Consider the following 20,807-nt stretch of genomic DNA (forward strand, 5'->3'; position numbering starts at 1 on the left):
AAGTTTTTTGCTTTGTAGTTTCAGAGTCGCAAAACAGCAGAGTTGCCAAGTGGTTTTACTCTATTATATATATAGTGTACCTGCAAAAGTGTCCTTTCTCTATACCGGGGCTTGCGCGTGAGCGGCATTTCGGCTCCGCTCAATGGACTTAGAAAAGATATAGCGGAACGCGTGGTCCGGAGGAACGGAGAGAAACGCACAAATTGGATTGTTGGATTATTACACCTCCTAGAATGTTGGACTGATTAGACTGCCGGCTCATGGACCGATAAGTGGTGCGGCTGAATTTTAAAGAGCAGAAACAAACATAATAAATAAGTGCTCACAGGATTTTCAGAGTAATCATTCAAAAGCAGCAGTAAAAAGGTTTGTTTTATTGAAAATCAGAAATTAATGAGGCTTAACTCAAAACAAGAAGAACAGACAGGCTTAATAAACTCAATACAAAAGTTGTGAAGATATTAGAAAAGTTTTATTTGGTAATTAAAACCGGTTTTTTAATATCTTAAATAAGCAATTACTCCTTAAAATATATTAATATTAAAGGGTATTTTAATTAACTTAAAGCTGGAAGGTAAAGTAATTATTTTATGTGCGGAGGAAATCAATATGACACCCTAAGATTATTCTCAAGACAAAACTGCAGCCAAAAGATTATCGAAAGTATGCAGCTCAGGCTACTTATCATCCGGGACTATAAAATAAAAAAAGCCTGACAGTGCTGTCAGGCTTTTTTAAGCTCCCCCTCTTGGGCTCGAACCAAGGACCCTCTGATTAACAGTCAGATGCTCTAACCAACTGAGCTAAGGAGGAATCACCTAAAAAGGTTTATGTGTTTGCTAAAAAGTCGCTCCCCCTCTTGGGCTCGAACCAAGGACCCTCTGATTAACAGTCAGATGCTCTAACCAACTGAGCTAAGGAGGAAGATATCTATCTTTTTAGCGAGTGCAAATATAGGCGAATTTTTAAAATTGTCAAGAGTTTTTATAAAAAATTTAGAAAAATTTCTTTGAAATAATTTCCCAAATATCTTTCCCGAATGTTAATGCCATTAAACTCAACAATATAACCATTCCGATAGTCTGCACAATTTCGGCAGCTTTGTCGTTTAATTTTNTCACCTAAAAAGGTTTATGTGTTTGCTAAAAAGTCGCTCCCCCTCTTGGGCTCGAACCAAGGACCCTCTGATTAACAGTCAGATGCTCTAACCAACTGAGCTAAGGAGGAAGATATCTATCTTTTTAGCGAGTGCAAATATAGGCGAATTTTTAAAATTGTCAAGAGTTTTTATAAAAAATTTAGAAAAATTTCTTTGAAATAATTTCCCAAATATCTTTCCCGAATGTTAATGCCATTAAACTCAACAATATAACCATTCCGATAGTCTGCACAATTTCGGCAGCTTTGTCGTTTAATTTTTTACCGGTAACCATCTCTGCAATGGTGAAAATAGCATGTCCGCCGTCAAGTCCAGGAATAGGCAGCAGATTCATAAACGCCAATCCAATTGAGAACATAGCTGTAAATCCCCAAACAAATTCCCAATCCCATGTGGTAGGTAATTTTTGTGTGATACCTATAGGACTCATAACTTGTTTGTAAGCTTCTGTTTTAGGTCTTAAAATTAATTTAAACTGTTTTATATTATAGATAAACTGTGTATAGGATTCGTTGATGGCTTCCGGGATTGCCTGGAAGAAACTTAAATTATTAGTTATAATAAAATTTTCTTTGCTTCCGAAAACCGGTGCAAAACCGATTTTTCCTTCTTTGGATACATTTGGGTGCAAAACAAGCTCCTTGTTGTTTCTTGTTATTGTCAAATCAATTTTTTGGGATTTATTGGCTTTAAGAGCTTCTACCAGTTCATCATAAAACGTGATTGATTTCCCGTTTATTTTATTGATTTTATCGCCTTTTAAAAGACCTGCCTTAATAGCTTCTCCTTCAGGAAGTATAGAATCTACTTTAATATTGGATAACCTTGGAGAAATGAAACCTTTACCTTCGGAACCTAAAATTTTACTTTTTTGTTCATCAGTTATAATCAGCGTCTGTTTTTGCCCTTCTCTTTCAATTTCAACTTTATCGCTTAACAGCACATCAATAACCATTCTGTTGAACTTTGGCTGTACCTGCCCATCGACAGTTAAAATCTTGTCTCCGTTTTTAAATCCTGCATTAAGACCGGATTCTCCGAACATTAATCCGTTTTTTTGATACAGTTCTGTTGAGGCATATTTTTGCCCTACAGTAATATACATTACCGCATAAATTGCGATGGCCAGCAATATATTAATTGTAATCCCTCCCAACATAATAATTAAACGCTGCCATGCCGGTTTAGAACGGAATTCCCATGGCTGAGCCGGTTGCGCCATTTGCTCTTTATCCATGCTTTCATCCATCATTCCTGACAGTTTTACGTAACCTCCTATTGGCAGCCAGCCGATACCCCACTCAGTTTCTCCTATTTTCTTTTTAACCAGAGAAAACCATGGATCCATAAAAAGATAGAATTTTTCTACTTTAACCTTGAATAATTTTGCTGGTAAATAATGTCCAAATTCATGTAAAATAACTAAAACCGAAAGTATAAATATGATCTGGCCAATTTGTATTAATGTATCCATTTGTATTATTAGTATTTCTATGAAAAAAGCAAAAGTAAGACTTTCGCCTTACTTTTCTAACAATATACGTGCCTTGTTTATTTTTTTATAATTTTTTTATGAAAGTTGCCTTCATTCGTTTCAACTATTACTTCATAAGTACCACTTTTCAAACCAACTAAATCAATGGTTTCTTTTTTGGACTCTTTAACTTTTTGGCCTAACAAATCATATACTGTAACTTTTTCCAAAACCAGTGAACCACCAACATTCACAGTGACCAATTCGTCGTTTCCTGATGGGTTAGGGTAAATACTCACCAGATTTTCAGAGAGTCTGGCTGTTCCTGACGTTAATGCTGCAGTGCTGTATCTTGAAATGATATCTTTTTTAGGGTCAAAAACAATGCTTGATACGCTTGTTCCTGCTGGCAGGGAAATATTAAAAAGCTGACCGCTAAAAGTATTGTTTAGTTTCAAATCCAGAACACTGCCGTTACTCAAAGTAAGTCTGACAGGTACAGGCATCTCAAAATACGAAACGTAACCTATATGAGAAGTGTTGGTTATAGACCGTGTTTGTTTTACCTGGACTGTTGCCTGATTTGTACCAGAATTTGATACAGTGATGTTATATGTAGGATACCCCTCTTTATATACCCAGTCATTAAAAAATTCTTGAAGGCTACTACCATGAACGGCTTCAAGATGCGCTTGAAATTGCGGGGTAAGTGCGTATTTGTAAGCAAGTGCCGGATCGTTCAGGTAATTTCGTAATGCCTGATAAAAATTAGTGTCTCCCATTATATACCGCAGCATATGCACCACCATTGCCCCCTTATTGTATGTCATCTGACTGCTGAATATCCTGTTTGCATCTGTCAGTTGTGAGTCGTATAAATATAGATTACCGGTGGAAGTTGATGTTACACTGCTGATTTTAGAAGATTTCCAGCTTACAAAACTGGATGCCCCATCAAAATTCTCAACTACCGCTCCAGTCATATACTCTGACAATCCTTCATTCAGCCAAATGTCTTTCCAGGAACCGCAAGTAATCTTATCTCCAAACCATTGGTGCGCTAATTCGTGTGCTATCAGGCTTCTTCCAAAACTATTCATAAATGATACCGTTGTATGTTCCATGCCGCCACCCCAGCCAAATTGGGCATGACCATATTTTTCAGTATTGTAAGGATAAGCTCCCAACTTGGTTTCAAAAAAATTCAAAACCGGTATAGTCCGTGCCAGATTAGTGGCATTTGTTGTCGTATTGCTTTCAGGATAAATATAATCAATGATTGGAAAGGTTGGTGTTGCCGGAACATTGTTTCCCCCTGCAATCCCTGTATTTTTAACCACATAATTAGTCACCGCTATAGCAATCAAATAAGCCGGTATAGGATAATTATGCTTAAAATGGGTGGTCTTTTTTGAACCGCTTAAAACTTCAGATTGTTTTAAACCATTAGCCACACTCACATAGGTAGACGGGGCAGTGATGTATATGTCCACAGCATCTATTTTATCGTTCAAATCCTGCTTGCATGGCCACCAATCACGGGCACCGTAAGGTTCAGATAAAGTATACAGGACAGGTGTACCACTGTGTGTGCTTGTTGTAAAGGCCTGTTCGGCAGTAGATGGAGCGCCACCGTATGTTATTTCTGCACTTGCTGAATTTCCAATATTTAATGGAGATGGCAGATTAATAACCAGTTCATGTGAAGAATTATGGCTGAAAGTGGTTGAAATACCATTTATTTTTACCGATGTTATTGTAAACGGTGTTGTTTTTTTATACAAATCAAAAGTGACTGTATTCATGCTGGCCAGTGCCTTAAAAGTTAAAGTTACTTTTCCGGATATATTATACACAGCCGGATCTACTGTAAATTCAAGTTTCCCATAAGTCAAATCATAGTTTTGGGTGTTGGGATTGACCTTGAAATTCATTTTTTTTTCAGCCAAATGGCTTTCTATTTGGGCAATTCTCTCGGATTTGAATTCTTCGTGTTGCGAAAAAGCAATGGAAGAAAAAAGCAATAGTGCTTTTGTCAGTTTTTTCATTTGTTTATTTTTTTGAATAAAGCAGCTTAATATTTTAATCTGTTTTATTCGGGTTAGGTGGTTCAAATATATAAAAATTACATAGGTAATTTCTTACATTTATATTTTAAAAACCTATCAAATAAACACTTACAAAATCAGCATTGCGTAAAACAAAAAGGTAAGACAATTGTCTTACCCTTAAAAATAGATTTTATTCTTTTAGTTTTTTATAATCTTTTTAGAGGCCCTGCCTTTATCTGTTTCAACAATCAAATTATAAATACCAACTCCAATTTTTGAAACGTTAATTTTATTACTTACGCTTTCAATGATTTTTTTTCCTAATAAATCGTAGATAATAATTTTGTTCAGTTTCAAATTTGAAGGAATATCAATAGAAATTATTTCATTTACAGGATTTGGGTAAATCACAACCTCATCATTCAAAATAATATAATTATTGCTTAACGTAACCGCAGAACTGCCTGAAACTATCAAATCACTATTTGTGTTAAACTCTACTTTGGTTGCCTGTAAACCTTCAGGTAAATCCAAAACAAAAATCTGATCGTTTGAAGTGTTATTCACTTTTCTGTAAATCACAGAATTATCAGACAAGGTTATTTTAAACTCTAAGGGCATTTCAAAAAAAGAAACAGAAGGATCTGTCTGCGTTTGATTTACAACAATTCGTAATTGGCTTTCAGGAAGATTAGAAACAGAAATAGAATATACAGGCAATCCTTTACCGTACACCCAATCATTAAAAAACTCATTTAACGTTCCTATTCCATTCAAATTTTCCATCTCAGCCTTAAATTGCTCAGTTGTAGCATATTTATAAGCATATGAAGTGTTACTTAAATAGTTTCTCAAGCCATGAAAGAAATTATCATCACCCATTATATAACGCAGCATATGAGCTACGAGAGCTCCTTTATCATAGGTAATACGTCCACTAAAAATTCTATTTACATCCGACAATTGAGCATCTGTCAGATACAAATTACTATCAGATGCAGGCTGGAGATTAACATTTGCTATTTTGTTCTTTTTCCAATTAGTAAATGCTGAAGGATTTGTTGGAACATCGAAATTTTCGATAACACATCCAGACATATATTCTGTTATTCCTTCATTAAGCCAAATATCTTTCCAAGTCCCGCAAGTTACTTTATCGCCAAACCACTGGTGTGCTAATTCATGTGACAATAATTCCCTGCCATAATTTATCATAAAAGAATTGGTAGCATGCTCCATTCCACCTCCCCAGCCCCACTGGGTATGACCATATTTTTCTGTGTTGTATGGATATGGGCCTATTTTTGATTCGAAAAAATTGATAATAGGTGCAGTTCTGGCTAAGTTAATTGCATTTGCAGCCGTATCGCTTTCAGGATATATGTAATCAATTATTGGAAACGTAACACCTGTTCCTGCCGTTCCTGTATTTTTTTTTTGTATAGTTGGTAACTGCTATTGCCACTAAATAAGCAGGTATAGGGTAATTATGTTTAAAATGGGTAGTAGCATCGGAACCATTAATGGTTCTTGATACTTCAATACCATTGGAAGCACCCAGATATTGTGAAGGAGCAGTAATATAGACATCTATAGAATCTAATTTGTCTGTTAAATCCTGCTTGCATGGCCACCAGTCTCGGGCTCCGTATGGCTCGGATAAGGTGTAAATAACAGGAGTGGCCGGGCTTCCATGAGTACTCTTTGTAAATGCCTGTTCTCCTGTAGCAGGTGAACCACTATAATTTATTTCAATAGTTTCTGTGCTATCTGTTAATAATACAGAAGGCAATGTAATTACCAGTTCATTATTGGCATTTTGAATAAAAGAAAGATCGGTTACTCCTTTCTTAACTGATGATACTACTAATTGGTTAGTTAAATCAAAAGTAACCGTATTCATATCAGTCAGAGCCTTAAAAGTAAATGTTACTTTACCGGTTATATTATACACGGAAGGGTTTACGGTAAACTCTAATTTACCATGAGTCAAATCGTAATTTTGAGTATTTGGGTTTACTCTAAAATTCATTTTTTTTGCCGCCGACTTCATCTCAGCCTCGGAAATATGTCCTCCTTTAAATTCCACAACTTGTGAAAAACATAAAGATGTAAATATCAGTAATAAGCAGGTAATTTTTTTCATTACAAAAGAATTTCAGTAAAAATAAGAAATATTGTGAATTCTTTTAGAAACAAAAAAGCCTGTCTATAAAACAGGTTAAAAAACTTATAAAAGAATCAATTGATTTTTTTATTCATTCTATTCTTAACTCCTGAGAAAAACAAAATACATGTACGATGAGTGTCAGAATTACGAATTAACGAATTTTTATTTTTTACAGTTTATTTGTTTGTCTAATTTATGACGCAAAGCTAAACAAATTAGAATTCTTACTCATTATTAAGCAAACTAATTTACTGGTATACAATTAAAAAGAGGCTGTTCCGCATATGAAACAGCCTCTTTAAAGCGGCATGACCACTAAATTATCAACTATATTTTACCGTCAGTTTTCTTAATGATTTTTTCCATTCTGCCATCTAAGTCTTTTAACAATTGTTCCAAAGCACTCTCGCACATTGGCTGAATTTTTTCTACAGACATTACCGGTATTCCACCTACCATTACACTTGTCTCTTTAGAATTAGCTCCTTCAGTAATTGACCAAACTTTTTTACCTGTACTGTCATACAAAGCCATACGGACAAAAGCTCTCATTTTTACAGTAGCCATTCCTCCTATCCCGAAGTTTTTCACTAAACTGAAATGGATTTGTGTAAATAAAACACCATTTGCCTGAGTACTGAATACTTTAGCAATTCCTTCCTCATTAACCTTCCCGAACATCCCTTCATAAATATGCTTGTATCCGTTGTAATTGATGATACCGTTAATGCTTTCAGTATCTTTTTCTTCAAATCTTGGCTTAAAATCAATATATTCTTTATTACCTGTTACTTCTGCTTCCGGTAAAATTGCAAAAGGGAATTTTTTGGAATAATTATCAAAAAATGCCGTATGGTATTTTTCTAAAAGTGGCGTAAGATTAAAATTAGGATTGTTTTTTAAATCGAAAATTTTGTCTGCAAGTCCTTTAACCCCTTCCAAACCTAGTTCAGAAACTCCTATTGTTTTATCTGTATAAAAAGATACTACAGCTACTTTTTTATCCGTTTTGTCCTGCGCCTGAACAATAAAGCCAAAATTTAAACAGAATAACATTAAAAGTAAATTGATTTTTTTCATTTTTGAAAATTTTATAGTTTATAATTTGTATTCGCTAAGCATAAATAAAGCAACAAACCAAATAATGGTTTGCTGCTTTATTTTCATTTTTTTGTTTGCTAAAGTATTTACATATTTTTAGTTATCCTATCATTAAATTTAGTGATTAACATTTTTTTAACAAGTAAAAATAACTTACTCAAAACCAGATCCTTAATGCGTTTTTAGGGAAAAATATCTCAAAGTCAAGCCTTTATTTCAACTATTTTCCCAGCAAAAGCAATTCACTTACTACAACTTCGGTACTAGAACGTTTATCTCCGTTTTTATCTTCCCAATTGTTATAGGTCAATTTGCCTTCAATCATAATTTCTTTGCCTTTGTTTACAAAACTTTCAATGATTTCTGCTGTTTTCCCCCAGGCAGTAATGCTGTGCCATTGTGTCTCAGTTACTTTTTCCTTTTTATCGTTATAATAAACCTCGTTAGTTGCCAATGTCAGTTTAGCTAATTTTTTTCCTCCCTCTAGGATTTTAATTTCCGGCTCTTGTCCTACGTGTCCGATTAATTGTACTTTGTTTCTTAATGCATTCATGGCGTTTAAAATTTAAATGTTATTGTTAATTAAAATTGTTTAGTCATTCATTTTGACACTGCAAAGATGTATTCGTTCAAAAAAATTATTCGGTTATAAGTCGTTTAATTTCGATTGTAAGTGTTTGTTGTCGTTTGTAAGTAGGAATTTTATTATCTTTAAATCAAATAACAGACTATGAATCTTGAAGCACTTAAATTTCCGATAGGAAAATTTCAGTTTGATCCTGATGTATCAAACGAACAGGTACAGCAATGGATCAACACAATTGCTTCATTTCCTGAAAAAATTGAGGCAATCACAAAACCACTTTCTACTGAACAATTGAACTGGCGTTATCGTCCGGAAGGCTGGTCCATCAAGCAGGTAATACATCATTTGGCAGACAGCCACATGAATGCTTTAATACGAATCAAATTAGCATTGACAGAGAATGCACCTGTTATACGACCATATGAAGAATCACTTTGGGCACAATTGAATGACGGTTTAAATAATGATATTGGCGCTTCGGTAAAAATTATTGATGGTGTGCATGAAAAATGGGCATTCCTTTTAAATCATCTGATTGATCAGGATTGGAATAAGATGTATTTTCATCCACAGCATCAAAGATTGTTTTCAGTAAAAGAAGGCTTAGGTATATACGACTGGCATTGCAATCATCATTTTGCACATATCCAACAGGCTTTGGATACTCAAGGAAGTTTTGGCAGTACTGAATAACATCAAAAGACAAAATCAACTAAAACAAACTAAAAGTATTGGTTACTTTTAAGCGATCAATCAAAAAATGACAAATGAAAAATTGTTTAGAATGCGGGGAAAAAATTGTAGGCCGGGAAGATAAAAAATTTTGCAGCGATGGCTGCCGGAATGCCTACAATAACAAAATGAATAAAGATAGTACCAACTTAATGCGGAATATCAACAACAAACTACGGAAAAACTATCGGATTTTATGTGATATGAATCCCGAAGGAAAAGCCAAAACCAACCGGACAAAACTCACGGCAAAAGGTTTTGACTTTGATTTCTTCACTTCCATTTACACCACAAAAGCCGGAAACGTATATTATTTCTTATATGATCAAGGCTATATGGCAATCGAAAACGAACATTTTGTTTTAGTTAAAAAAGAATCCTAAACCCTACCACAATGCAAAAAACTACCAACTTCTCTTTTTTAAAACTTTTATTGTTAGTAAGTATAACCTTTTTAATTTTTTATGTGATGGTTCCTCAAACCGAGGAAACAAACACACCTATTAATGAATTCTCTACAGAAAGAGCTTTAGCTCACGTAAAGGCAATTACAAAAAAACCTCACTATATAGGTTCGAAAGGACATGAAGAAGCTGCCAATTATTTATATAACGAATTAAAAAAACTTGGCTTAAATCCGCAATTTCAGGAAGGTTTTACCTTATCTGACGGTGGAATTTTAGTGAATTCCAAAAATGTTTTGGCCAGAATTAAAGGAAAAGAACAAGGAAAAGCATTGTTATTACTTTCCCACTATGACAGTGCTCCTCATTCTAAATCGCTTGGTGCCAGTGATGATGCCAGCGGAATAGCAACAATTTTGGAAAGCGCAAGAGCTTTTTTAGTAAATAAACAAACACCTAAAAATGACATCATCATCCTTTTTACTGACGCAGAAGAAATAGGACTGAATGGTGCCGCTCTATTTGTTCAAAATCATCCTTGGGCTAAGAATGTTGGTGCAGTAATTAATCTTGAAGCCAGAGGCAGTTCAGGTCCGGGTTATATGCTTATGGAGACTAACGAAGGTAATGCAAAAATGGTGAATGCCTTCAGTCAAAGCAATCTTACAAGACCTAACTCCAACTCTTTGATGTACAGCATTTACAAAATGCTCCCTAATGATACCGACTTGACCGTTTTTAGAGAATTGGGAAAAATCCAGGGGTTTAATTTTGCATTTATTGACAACCATTTCAACTATCATACCGCACAGGACAGTTATCAAAATTTAGATAAAAGAACATTGGCACATCAAGGCTCCAACTTTTATCCTTTGATGGTTCATTTGGCTAATGCCGATTTATCAGAGTTGGATTCTCCAGAAGATAAAGTATATTTTTCTATTCCGTTTGGTTTTATCAGTTATCCTTTTGACTGGATACTGCCTATGCTGCTTATTGCAACTGCAATTTTTCTTTTTTTAATTTTTCTGGGATATTCAAAACGTGTCCTGGATCCTTCAGAAATCGCAAAGGGATTTTTAACCTTTTTTATAGCATTGGTTGTTACAGGTGGCATAGCTTTTTTTGGATGGAAGCTGTTATTAAAAGTTTATCCGCAATACAACGATATTCAGCAAGGATTCACTTACAATGGCCACGATTATATCTATGGTTTTGTAAGTATTGCATTGGCCATTTGTTTTCTATTATATCACAGTAAAAAAAGCAAACCGCAAGAGTACAATCAACTTATTGCTCCCCTATTCTTTTGGCTGTTAATTAATCTGGGTATTGCTTTACAACTTAAAGGAGCAGGATTTTTCATCATTCCTGTCTTATCAAGTTTACTTATGCTGGCTTGTTTTGTAGTAACACAAAAATCTAAATCTATACTTAATCTATTATTATCCATTCCTACATTGGTCATTTTAGTTCCTTTTGTAGAAATGTTCCCTATTGGACTTGGTCTGAAAATAGTATTTGTGAGCACCCTATTTGTAACACTTATTTTTGGTTTATTATTACCTGTTGTAGGTTCGTTCCAAAACAAAAAAGCCTATTTCTATTTATTTCTTGTCCTTGGAATCTGCTTTTTGGGAAAAGCGCATTATACTTCTGACTATAAAGAAAACAAAGCTAAACCTAACAGTTTGGTTTACATCCAAAAAGCAGACGAACGTAAAGCCTATTGGGCAACGTATGATAAAAATTTAGATGAATGGACTAAAGGATATTTAGGGGAAAAACCTTTAAATGCTACTATTTTAAATACCAACAAAATATACAGCAAATACAAATCTGAGTTTACTTTAATGACTCCTGCTCCCTATAAAAACATTCCTAAATCAACGGTAAATTTTGTACAGGATTCCATTATAGGAAATCATAGATATTTCAATATTGAATTGGTTCCTGCCAGAAAATTAAACCGAATTGATATATTTTTCAATTCCGGAAAATTAGATAATTTAAAAGCTAATGGTGTGATATCTTTAGATCTAAAAAGTGCTATCGGGAATGCTAAAGAAGATAAAGTACTTACTTATTATGTAGTTGACAGCACCTCTTTACAACTTAAATTCAGAATTCCAGCCAAAGCAAAACTGGATTTAAACATCAAAGAAAGTTCGTTTGATTTGCTAGAACACCCTAAATTCAGCATCGCAAAACGCAAATCATGGATGATGCCTACCCCTTTTGTTTTAAATGATGCTGTTATTGTTGAACACCGAATTTTTAGAAATGCAAAAAATTAGTATCCTGGGTTGTGGGTGGCTTGGCTTTCCATTAGCCCAAAAACTTGTAAAATCTGGGTTCAATGTTAAAGGTTCAACAACTTCGGAAGAAAAATTAAGTCAACTCAAAGAAGCTGGAATAAATCCTTTTCTTATTGCTGTAACAGAAAATAAAATAGAAGGAAATATGTCTGAATTTTTAAAAGATTCAGACATATTGATTATAAATATTCCGCCAAAATTAAGAAGTTCGAACATTGAAAATTTTGTGGATAAAATCAAGAATCTGATTCCGTTTATTGAACAGTCTACAATTGAGAAAGTACTCTTTGTGAGTTCCACTTCGGTATACGGAGATTTACCCCTTGAAAATAATCAGAAAGCTGTAGTTTTTTCTGAAGAATCAAATCCAAAACCTGATACCGAAGGTGGCAGACAGTTACTCGAAACAGAAAATCTTTTACTTAACAACAATCATTTTTCCACAACTGTATTGCGTTTTGGCGGATTGATTGGAGCTGAAAGGCAGCCTGTAAAACATTTGGCCGGCAGACAAAACCTAGAAAATTCAGATGCTCCGGTCAACTTGATTCATCAAACAGATTGTATTGCAGTTATCGAAAAAATAATTCTCAACAACAGTTTCGGGGAAGTTTTCAATGCAGTGGCACCATTTCATCCCAGTAGAAAAGAATATTACATTTCAAAAGCGAAGATGTTAGGCTTAACTGCCCCGCATTTTAATGAGAATACTATTTCGGAAGGAAAAATTATTAGTGCAGAAAAGATTACAAATTTGTTGAAATATAATTTCAATACAGAAAAATATTAGCCTTATTGTTTTCTATATTTGAAGAAACCAAAAACAAAACCTGATGAAAAAATTATTCACATTAGCTATTTCGCTAATTGTAACTTTAAGTGCATTTGCACAAACCGAAGAAGCCTATCTAAAGCAATTGGATTCCATAGAAAAAACTTTAAAATATGAACATGGAACCATTCAACTTGCCAATGGTATAGGTACCCTTAAAGTTCCTTCCGGTTTTAAATATTTGAATGGAGCTCAAGCTGAAAAAATATTAGTAGATGTTTGGGGAAACCCTAAATCTGAAAGCCCGTCATTGGGAATGATTTTACCAGATGCTAAAGGGGTAACTTCTTTAAACAGTTATGTTTTCAATATTGAATACGAAGAAATGGGGTATGTAAAAGATGATGATGCAAATGACATTGACTATCAGGAGTTACTAACTCAAATGAAGGAAGATTCAAAAACTGAAAACGAGGAAAGAAAAAAAGCAGGCTATGAGCCAATTGCGATTGTAGGATGGGCAGCAACGCCTTTTTATGATAAAGAGAGAAAAATTTTACATTGGGCTAAAAATTTAAAATTTGGTAAGGATCCAGTAAACACACTTAACTACAACATACGTATTTTAGGAAGAAAAGGAGTTTTAGTTCTTAACGCAATTAGTACAATGAATGAGCTTCCTTTAGTAAAAAAGGATATCAGCAAAGTTTTAGATATTGTTCAGTTTAATGATGGCTTTAAGTATGATCAATTTGATGCCAGTATAGACGAAGTGGCTGCCTGGTCTTTAGGAGGACTTGTAGCTGGGAAAGTATTGGCAAAAGCCGGTATACTGGCTGTGTTTTTAAAATTCTGGAAAATTTTAGCCGTTGCTGTTATTGCTTTATTTGCTAAATTTAAAAATCTGATTTTTAGAAAAAAAGAAGAAGTTATTCCACAAGTTGTAGAAAACAACGAAGATACGGACGAAGCTGATAAAAATTTATAAAATGATAAATTTTAAAGGTTGCCGGAAGCAACCTTTTTTTATATGAAAAAAATCAAATCACTAATTCAAAAGAAAAGCGAAAGCTTAGGACTTCCTTTTCTTGCTTTATTATGGGTATGTTTCTTTTGGGGCACCACTTGGTTAGCGTCAAAAGAAGGTGTAAAACACATGCCTGCCTTACAGCTTGCGGCAATTAGACAATTCTTAGGTGCGGCGTGCTATCTCACTTATTTTATGTTTAAAAAAACGCCTTGGCCCAAAGGCAAACAATGGAAAGCAATTTTCATTTTAAGCATTTTAAATTTTGTACTGAGTAATGGTTTGAGTACCTGGGGCGTAAAATACATCTCAAGTGGTTTGGGAGCGGTGATTGGCGCTATATTTCCGTTATGGATTGTGATAATCAGTTTATTTAATGGTGAAAAACTATCCCGATTATCAGTTTTAGGTTTATTGGTTAGTTTTGCAGGGGTATGTGTTGTTTTCTCTGATTATTTAGGAGATTTAATCAAACCTGATTTCCAGTTTGGCATCATCCTTTCAGTCATAGCAACATTTACATGGGCTGCCGGAAGTCTGTACACTAAAAAGAAAGCTAAAAACTTCAACCCCTATTTCAGTTTAGGACTGCAAATGCTTATTTCCAGCATTTTACTTTTTGCTTATACCGGTGCTACCGGGACTTCGGTCTCCGTTTTGCAGATACCTTCACAGGCATGGTGGTCTATAGCTTACTTAGTCCTTTTCGGTTCGATAACGACTTTTATAGCATTTATTTATGCCCTACAGCATTTACCCACAGAAGTCAGCAGTATTTATGCTTATATCAATCCAATTATAGCTGTGATACTAGGCGCAATTATTTTTAATGAACCTCTAACAGTGCCACTTGCTATAGGTGTTGCAGTAGTTTTAGCAGGAATCTATTTGGTTAATAAAGGAATAACAACCAGTTCTAAAGATAAACTGTAACAATTTGATTTACAACCATACTAATACAAAATAACATCAATCGATCAGCTATGAAAAAATTATCATTAAGTCTTTTGGCACTTACTTTCATTTGGAATGTGAGCGCACAAGACAAAAAAAACGCTGTACAGCCTAATGAAAACTTAATTGCAGAAAACATCGCTGCTATTCCAAAAGAACTTGCTCAAAAAGTAAAAAAATATGCTGAAACACGTGGTGCCTCTCTTGTTACTGTCAATCCGGTTAAAGACGAAATTATTGTAAGTACCCGTTTCGGTTCAACAAATCAATTGCACAAACTGGTACAACCCTTAGGCGCAAGAAAACAAATTACGTTTTTTGATGAACCTGTAGGAGGAGCAATTTATGAGCCTACAAAAGGGGAATATTTGATTTATTCAAGAGATGCCGGAGGCAATGAATTCGGACAGTTGTATAAATTGGATTTAAAGACACTGCAATCCACTTTGTTAACTGATGGCGGCCGTTCACAAAATGGAGGGGTAACCTGGAAAAAAGACGGCTCAGGATTTTACTTCTCCTCCACCAAAAGAAACGGTGGCGACCGTGACATTTATTTCATGAATCCCAATGATCCGTCATCGGTGAAACTTGTTTTGGAAGTAAAAGGTGGTGGCTGGGGAATACAGGATATTTCTGAAGACGGTAAAAAATTATTAATTGGCGAATATATTTCTGCCAACGAATCACATATCTGGGTATTAGACACCGCAACAGGAAAATTAACCGAAGTTACCAACAGAAACGATAAAAGCATAGTCCAAAGCGATGCCTCATTTTCTAAAAACCCAAATGAAATTTGGTTTACAACTGACAGAGACAACGAATTTCAGCGTTTAGCCACTTTTAATTTACAATCCAAAAAGATTACCTATTATACCTCTTCAATCCTTTGGGATGTTGAAGGGTATCAGTTAACCGAAGACAAATCAAAATTAGGATTCATTACCAATGAAGGCGGCTTACATAAAGTGTATATTATGGATACCGCTGCAAAAAAATTCAAGGAAGTCCCTAATCTGCCGATTGGTTTGTTTGGTGGTATGACGTTTACCAAAGACGGAAAAAGTGCCTTTTTTGCACAATCAACATACGACAGCACCAGCGATGTGTACAAGCTGGATTTACAGACCAATAAAGTAACACGCTGGACAGAAAGCGAATTAGGTGAAATTCAAAAAGCGGACATTTCAAAGCCTAAACTGATAGAGTGGAAAAGTTTTGACGGAATGAAAATATCTGGATTTTATTATCCTGCCGCAACTAAATTCACCGGTAAAAGACCTGTACTGATTAACATTCATGGCGGTCCGGAAGGACAATCGCTCGCTTCCTTTTTAGGTTCAAACAATTACTTTACCAGTGAAATGGGTGTAGCCCTGATCTTTCCTAATGTGCGCGGTTCGTCAGGTTTTGGAAAAACGTATCTGGCAAAAGACAATGGTTTTTTACGGGAAGATTCGGTAAAAGACATTGGTGCTTTACTGGACTGGATTGCACAACAGCCTGAACTGGACAAAGACCGTATTATGATTATGGGCGGAAGCTACGGAGGTTACATGACACTGGCAACCGCTTTCCATTATGCCGACCGAATCCGATGCAGTGTTGATGTTGTGGGAATTTCCAACTTTAATACTTTCCTGAAAAATACAGAGGATTACCGTCGTGATTTGCGCCGTGTGGAATATGGAGATGAACGTGATCCTAAGATGTATGCTTTCCTGGATAAAATTTCTCCTTTAAACAATACGGATAAGATAAAAAAACCAATGTTTATCATTCAGGGAACAAACGATCCCCGCGTACCGGTAACTGAAGCTACCCAAATGCGTGATAAATTAAAAGCACAGGGAAATGTGGTTTGGTATCTGGAAGCTAAGGATGAAGGACATGGTTTTAGAAAAAAAGCCAATGTGGATTTTCAGAGATTAGCTGTTATCAGATATATGGAAGAATATTTGTTGAAGTAATAAATCATAAAAAAACCCGGGCATTGCTCGGGTTTCTCTTTAGTAGTAATAAATAATTACCAAATTTTAATTCTATTTTCTTCTTTTACAAAAAGCTTATCTCCTTCTTTAATATCAAAAGCTTTATAAAAAGATTCCACATTTTGCAACGGTACATAAGCACGGTACATTCCAGGTGAATGAGGGTCAGTTTTTACCTGGTTTTTAATAGCCTCTTCTCTCATTTTTGAACGCCATATCGTTGCCCATGAGATAAAGAAACGTTGTTCCGGAGTGAAACCGTCAATATTTTCAGGTCTTCCGTTTTTCTTTAAGAACAATTGTAAACCATCATAAGCCGCATTTACCCCGCCTAAGTCACCAATATTTTCTCCTAAAGTAAATTTACCATCTACAAAAACTCCCGGTAATGGTTGCAACGCACTGTATTGAGCTGCGAAAGCTTCACCCAAACCAGTAAATTGTTTTAAATCGGCGTCAGTCCACCAGTTTACTAAGTTACCATCAGCATTATAACGAGAACCCGAATCATCAAAACCATGAGAAATTTCGTGTCCGATAACAGCTCCAATTCCACCATAATTTACAGCTTCATCAGCTTTATAATCATAAAAAGGAGGTTGTAAAATAGCAGCAGGGAATACGATTTCGTTGTATGATGGATTGTAATACGCATTAACTGTTTGAGGTGACATACCCCAACGGGTTTTGTCTACAGGTTTTTTAAGATCAGCTAAGTTTTCAGCATAGGCCCAACGAGATATATTTTTCATATTAGTAAAATAATCACCCCCGTTTTCTTTAGCCGCAATTTCTAATTTAGAATAGTCTTTCCATTTGTCAGGATAACCAATTTTTACGGTCGATTTTCTTAATTTTTCAATTGCTCCTTTACGTGTTTCCGGAGTCATCCATGGTAAATTGTTGATACGGTTTTCAAAAGCCAAAAATACATTATCGATCATCGCTTTTGCTTTTGCTTTAGCCTCTGCTGGAAATTTTTTCTCAACATATAATTTGCCTAGAGCCTCTCCTACAGTTCCATTTACAACCTGTAATGCTCTTTCTTCTCTTGGACGCTGTTTTAATGCACCTGTTAACGTTTTGCTGTAGAACTCCCAGTTTGCAGTTTCAATATCAGTAGTTAAAACACCTGTAGATTTATTTAGTAATGTCCAACGAAGATACGCCTTCCAGTCTTCTACTTTATTAGCTTTAAAGATACCGTCTAAAGCCTCCATGTATCTGGGTTGTGAAACAATTACTGAATCTATTTTCCCAATTCCAACACCTTGTAAGTATGCATCCCAATTTACAGAAGGAGTCAACTTTTGCAAATCAGCAACTGACTTTGGATTGTACGTTTTTCTTCGGTCACGACGTTCCACTCTGTCTAATCTTGGACGAGCCATTTCGGTTTCAAGCGCTAATACTTTTTCGGCTTGAACTTTTGCATCTGCAGGCTTCATACCTAAAAATTGTAACATTCTTGCTACATGTAGCAGATATTTTTCTCTCTTTTCTTTAGAATCTTTATCATCAGAAACATAATAATCACGATCTGGCAAACCTAAAGATCCTAAACCAATATAAACTACATTGCGATTACTATTTTTAGCATCAGGTCCCACACCAGCACCATAAAATCCTATACCTCCTTGCGGTTCCATTTCAATTAATAGTTTATTCACGTCATTAATTGACTTGACAGCATCAATTTTTGCTAAATAAGGTTTTAGTGGTTTTATGCCTAGTTTATTTCTTGAAATAGTATCCATGTACGTTCTGTACACATTTACTGCTTTTGCTTGGTCAGATTTTGGATCAAGATTTTTGTTTGCAACTGCTTCCTTCAAAATTGCTAAAGCGTCCTTATCTGTATTTTGACGCAATTCATCAAAACTACCCCAACGTGTTTTATCACTAGGTATTTCTGTTTTGTCAAACCAAGTTCCGTTTACATAACGGAAAAAATCATCACCAGGTTTTACGGACTTGTCCATAAAATTCAGATTAATCCCTGGCTTTTCTTGTGCTAAACCTGATGCTGAGGCTAAACTCAGTAAAGCGATAACACTCCAAGTAACTTTTTTCATTTTTTTATTTTTGATGGTTAGAGTTTTATATTTGTATCCAAATAAATTGAACCGTTACAATATTTGCCAAATTTAACACTTTCATTAAACCTTAAAATTAATTTAACACTGTATTGATAATTATAAGTCGGTTTTGATTTTTACCTTTGCAAAAAAATAATTATGCTGGAAAGATTAAAAAAATATAAAACCTTTATTATTACGCTTACAATAATATCAATTACCTGTATCTCTTTGTTTTATATTGCTTTAAAGCCCAAAAAAGCATTACCGGTTTATACCCCTTCCATGGTTAATCCAGAGTTGGTTGATACCACTATTCAATATGTAGCCAACAATCATTTTATCGCAGATTTTTCTTTTACGAATCAAAACGGAAAAACCATTACCCAAAAAGATTATGAAGGAAAAATTTATGTAGCCGATTTCTTTTTTACCACCTGCAAAACAATTTGCCCGTTAATGACAGATAATATGTCTTGGTTACAAGGGCAAATAAAGAACAATCCAGAAGTGATGCTGCTTTCTCACTCGGTTACGCCGGATATTGACAGTGTTCCTGTTCTAAAAAAATATGCAGTTGAAAAAGGAGCCATTGATGGAAAATGGAATCTGGTAACGGGAAATAAAAAAGATATCTACTACATAGCCCGTAAATCCTATCTGGCAGTAAAAACAGGACGCCCTGAAGAAATGTACGACATGGTTCATACAGAAAATTTTGTCCTGGTTGACCAAAAAAAACGTGTCAGAGGTTTTTATGACGGCACTAAAAGAGAAGAAGTTGAAAAACTGCTGGAAGACATAAACTTCTTGTCTTCAGAAGAATAATTTTATATTTCCATCCTCTAATTGGAAAAAATTTTTATTTTTACGGCACCCTAAATTTTCTGACTATGAAAAGCATAACTAGAGCCTTTGCCTTTTTTGCAGCTTTATTTGCTGTTACACTGCATGCACAGGAGTCAAATCAGCGTGTAGAAAACGATTTGTTTTGTGAAAATCCTGCTACCGTTAAAATCTTAGATTTATCCAACAAACAAATGACCAAAATTCCGCCTGAAATTGGGAATTTCGTCAATGTTGAAAAATTATATTTGAGAAATAATAAAATAGTTTCTATTCCGATTGAAATTACCAATCTGAAAAAACTGAAAGAAATTTATTTGAATAATAATCAGATTGTTCGTTTTCCAATTGAAATCTGCAGAGTGGCCAGTTTAGAAAAATTAGAACTAAGCAGAAATAACTTAGACTATGTTTCTCCGTCAGTTGCTAAACTAAGTAAATTAAAAAAGCTGGATGTAAGCAACAATAAAATTTATGAATTGCCGGTTGAAATGGCAGGAATGATTAGTCTGACAGAGTTAAATTTTTCAAACAATATCATCAAAGCATTCTTTCCGGGGATTGAAAACTTAAGAAACTTAAAAGTATTGAATGCTGAGAAAAACAAATTTGAAGTTATCCCGGTTGAGATAGGCAATCTGGCAAATCTTACAACTTTAACGGTTAACCAAAACAGAATTCTTGCCATCCCTGATGAGATAGGAAATCTAACCAAGCTGACGCATTTGAATGTTGAAAAGAATTTAATCAAAAAATTACCTTCAAGTGTTGGGAATTTGGTTAATCTGACTTATTTGGATTTGGATGAAAACCAAATGAGGACTCTTCCTGAATCATTAAACAATTTAGTGGTTTTAAAAGAATTGTATCTGGGCACAAATCCGTGGGTATCATTCCCGGAAAGCTTAAGACCTTTAATTGTAAAAATGCTTTACGGACAGTCAGATGCTGTAAAAAAATTATTGACAGCTCCTGCTCCGCAAGCTCCTGCTCCGCAATCACAGCAACCACAGCAACCACAGCAACCGGATACGCAGCAGACACAAACGCAACCACAGTAACAATAAATAATAAAGCCGATTCTCATCGGCTTTTTCTTTTATATTTTATATTAGTATCTTTACCCGACAAAATATATTAC

Annotated in this window: 16 protein-coding genes and 3 tRNA genes; 9 read left to right on the forward strand and 10 right to left on the reverse strand. The window is 34.9% G+C overall.

Annotation, left to right across the window (positions count from 1 at the left end; translation table 11 throughout):
* Positions 1–739: 739 nt before the first annotated feature.
* From EZM65_RS13500 to EZM65_RS13535, 9 genes are all read right to left on the reverse strand, one after another.
* Positions 740–813, reverse strand: a tRNA-Asn gene (locus EZM65_RS13500).
* Between the two features lie 37 nt (positions 814–850).
* Positions 851–924 (reverse strand) — tRNA-Asn (locus tag EZM65_RS13505).
* Positions 925–1,153: 229 nt separating this feature from the next.
* Positions 1,154–1,227, reverse strand: a tRNA-Asn gene (locus EZM65_RS13510).
* A gap of 71 nt (positions 1,228–1,298) precedes the next feature.
* Positions 1,299–2,633 carry an RIP metalloprotease RseP gene (rseP, locus tag EZM65_RS13515; protein WP_136669088.1) on the reverse strand — a complete coding sequence of 445 codons (1,335 nt, stop codon included), beginning with the start codon at positions 2,631–2,633 and terminating at the stop codon, positions 1,299–1,301.
* 77 nt (positions 2,634–2,710) lie between these two features.
* On the reverse strand, positions 2,711–4,681 hold the full coding sequence (locus EZM65_RS13520; RefSeq protein ID WP_136669089.1) for a M1 family aminopeptidase: 1,971 nt from the start codon (positions 4,679–4,681) through the stop codon (positions 2,711–2,713).
* 201 nt (positions 4,682–4,882) lie between these two features.
* Positions 4,883–5,899 carry a M1 family aminopeptidase gene (locus tag EZM65_RS15755; protein ID WP_248574872.1) on the reverse strand — a complete coding sequence of 339 codons (1,017 nt, stop codon included), beginning with the start codon at positions 5,897–5,899 and terminating at the stop codon, positions 4,883–4,885.
* A gap of 172 nt (positions 5,900–6,071) precedes the next feature.
* The gene (locus EZM65_RS15760) at positions 6,072–6,830 is read right to left on the reverse strand and encodes a hypothetical protein (protein ID WP_248574873.1); all 759 of its coding nucleotides are present in this window, start codon (positions 6,828–6,830) and stop codon (positions 6,072–6,074) included.
* A gap of 351 nt (positions 6,831–7,181) precedes the next feature.
* On the reverse strand, positions 7,182–7,934 hold the full coding sequence (locus EZM65_RS13530; protein ID WP_136669090.1) for a hypothetical protein: 753 nt from the start codon (positions 7,932–7,934) through the stop codon (positions 7,182–7,184).
* Positions 7,935–8,175: 241 nt separating this feature from the next.
* The gene (locus EZM65_RS13535) at positions 8,176–8,508 is read right to left on the reverse strand and encodes a single-stranded DNA-binding protein (RefSeq protein ID WP_136669091.1); all 333 of its coding nucleotides are present in this window, start codon (positions 8,506–8,508) and stop codon (positions 8,176–8,178) included.
* 177 nt (positions 8,509–8,685) lie between these two features.
* Here EZM65_RS13535 and EZM65_RS13540 point away from each other — a divergent pair, with 177 nt between their 5' ends.
* The 7 genes from EZM65_RS13540 to EZM65_RS13570 all read left to right on the forward strand — a co-directional run bounded on the left by EZM65_RS13540 (position 8,686) and on the right by EZM65_RS13570 (position 16,721).
* Positions 8,686–9,234 carry a YfiT family bacillithiol transferase gene (locus EZM65_RS13540; RefSeq protein ID WP_136669092.1) on the forward strand — a complete coding sequence of 183 codons (549 nt, stop codon included), beginning with the start codon at positions 8,686–8,688 and terminating at the stop codon, positions 9,232–9,234.
* A 74-nt stretch (positions 9,235–9,308) separates the two neighbouring features.
* Positions 9,309–9,656, forward strand: coding sequence for a hypothetical protein (locus EZM65_RS13545; RefSeq protein ID WP_136669093.1), 348 nt, complete (start codon positions 9,309–9,311; stop codon positions 9,654–9,656).
* Between the two features lie 11 nt (positions 9,657–9,667).
* Positions 9,668–11,974 carry a M20/M25/M40 family metallo-hydrolase gene (locus EZM65_RS13550; RefSeq protein WP_136669094.1) on the forward strand — a complete coding sequence of 769 codons (2,307 nt, stop codon included), beginning with the start codon at positions 9,668–9,670 and terminating at the stop codon, positions 11,972–11,974.
* A complete protein-coding gene (locus tag EZM65_RS13555; RefSeq protein ID WP_136669095.1) occupies positions 11,961–12,785 on the forward strand; it encodes an NAD(P)-binding domain-containing protein in 825 nt (274 codons plus the stop codon). Before EZM65_RS13550 ends, EZM65_RS13555 begins: the two co-directional genes overlap by 14 nt.
* Before the next feature lie 43 nt (positions 12,786–12,828).
* Positions 12,829–13,755 (forward strand): DUF2167 domain-containing protein, encoded by a 927-nt coding sequence (locus EZM65_RS13560; protein ID WP_136669096.1) that lies wholly within the window; start codon positions 12,829–12,831, stop codon positions 13,753–13,755.
* A 42-nt stretch (positions 13,756–13,797) separates the two neighbouring features.
* Positions 13,798–14,727, forward strand: a complete 930-nt coding sequence (locus EZM65_RS13565; RefSeq protein ID WP_136669097.1) for a DMT family transporter — start codon at positions 13,798–13,800, stop codon at positions 14,725–14,727.
* A 50-nt stretch (positions 14,728–14,777) separates the two neighbouring features.
* Positions 14,778–16,721: a prolyl oligopeptidase family serine peptidase gene (locus EZM65_RS13570; RefSeq protein ID WP_136669098.1), complete on the forward strand. Its 1,944-nt coding sequence runs from the start codon at positions 14,778–14,780 to the stop codon at positions 16,719–16,721.
* A 56-nt stretch (positions 16,722–16,777) separates the two neighbouring features.
* Here EZM65_RS13570 and EZM65_RS13575 read toward each other — a convergent pair whose 3' ends face one another.
* Positions 16,778–18,817 (reverse strand): M13 family metallopeptidase, encoded by a 2,040-nt coding sequence (locus tag EZM65_RS13575; protein ID WP_136669099.1) that lies wholly within the window; start codon positions 18,815–18,817, stop codon positions 16,778–16,780.
* A 162-nt stretch (positions 18,818–18,979) separates the two neighbouring features.
* Between EZM65_RS13575 and EZM65_RS13580 the strand changes: the two genes are divergently transcribed.
* The gene (locus EZM65_RS13580) at positions 18,980–19,648 is read left to right on the forward strand and encodes an SCO family protein (RefSeq protein WP_136669100.1); all 669 of its coding nucleotides are present in this window, start codon (positions 18,980–18,982) and stop codon (positions 19,646–19,648) included.
* A 65-nt stretch (positions 19,649–19,713) separates the two neighbouring features.
* On the forward strand, positions 19,714–20,727 hold the full coding sequence (locus EZM65_RS13585; protein WP_136669101.1) for a leucine-rich repeat domain-containing protein: 1,014 nt from the start codon (positions 19,714–19,716) through the stop codon (positions 20,725–20,727).
* Positions 20,728–20,807 lie beyond the last annotated feature (80 nt).

Origin of the sequence: Flavobacterium sp. H122, from assembly GCF_004959765.1 — a bacterium.
GTDB lineage: Bacteria > Bacteroidota > Bacteroidia > Flavobacteriales > Flavobacteriaceae > Flavobacterium.

Excerpts from the sequence above, each read along its gene's own strand:
- rseP (WP_136669088.1), bottom strand. The coding sequence starts at position 2,633 with ATGGATACATTAATACAAATTGGCCAGATCATATTTATACTTTCGGTT.
- EZM65_RS13520 (WP_136669089.1), bottom strand. The coding sequence starts at position 4,681 with ATGAAAAAACTGACAAAAGCACTATTGCTTTTTTCTTCCATTGCTTTT.
- EZM65_RS15755 (WP_248574872.1), bottom strand. The coding sequence starts at position 5,899 with ATGATAAATTATGGCAGGGAATTATTGTCACATGAATTAGCACACCAG.
- EZM65_RS15760 (WP_248574873.1), bottom strand. The coding sequence starts at position 6,830 with ATGAAAAAAATTACCTGCTTATTACTGATATTTACATCTTTATGTTTT.
- EZM65_RS13530 (WP_136669090.1), bottom strand. The coding sequence starts at position 7,934 with ATGAAAAAAATCAATTTACTTTTAATGTTATTCTGTTTAAATTTTGGC.
- EZM65_RS13535 (WP_136669091.1), bottom strand. The coding sequence starts at position 8,508 with ATGAATGCATTAAGAAACAAAGTACAATTAATCGGACACGTAGGACAA.
- EZM65_RS13540 (WP_136669092.1), top strand. The coding sequence starts at position 8,686 with ATGAATCTTGAAGCACTTAAATTTCCGATAGGAAAATTTCAGTTTGAT.
- EZM65_RS13545 (WP_136669093.1), top strand. The coding sequence starts at position 9,309 with ATGAAAAATTGTTTAGAATGCGGGGAAAAAATTGTAGGCCGGGAAGAT.
- EZM65_RS13550 (WP_136669094.1), top strand. The coding sequence starts at position 9,668 with ATGCAAAAAACTACCAACTTCTCTTTTTTAAAACTTTTATTGTTAGTA.
- EZM65_RS13555 (WP_136669095.1), top strand. The coding sequence starts at position 11,961 with ATGCAAAAAATTAGTATCCTGGGTTGTGGGTGGCTTGGCTTTCCATTA.
- EZM65_RS13560 (WP_136669096.1), top strand. The coding sequence starts at position 12,829 with ATGAAAAAATTATTCACATTAGCTATTTCGCTAATTGTAACTTTAAGT.
- EZM65_RS13565 (WP_136669097.1), top strand. The coding sequence starts at position 13,798 with ATGAAAAAAATCAAATCACTAATTCAAAAGAAAAGCGAAAGCTTAGGA.
- EZM65_RS13570 (WP_136669098.1), top strand. The coding sequence starts at position 14,778 with ATGAAAAAATTATCATTAAGTCTTTTGGCACTTACTTTCATTTGGAAT.
- EZM65_RS13575 (WP_136669099.1), bottom strand. The coding sequence starts at position 18,817 with ATGAAAAAAGTTACTTGGAGTGTTATCGCTTTACTGAGTTTAGCCTCA.
- EZM65_RS13580 (WP_136669100.1), top strand. The coding sequence starts at position 18,980 with ATGCTGGAAAGATTAAAAAAATATAAAACCTTTATTATTACGCTTACA.
- EZM65_RS13585 (WP_136669101.1), top strand. The coding sequence starts at position 19,714 with ATGAAAAGCATAACTAGAGCCTTTGCCTTTTTTGCAGCTTTATTTGCT.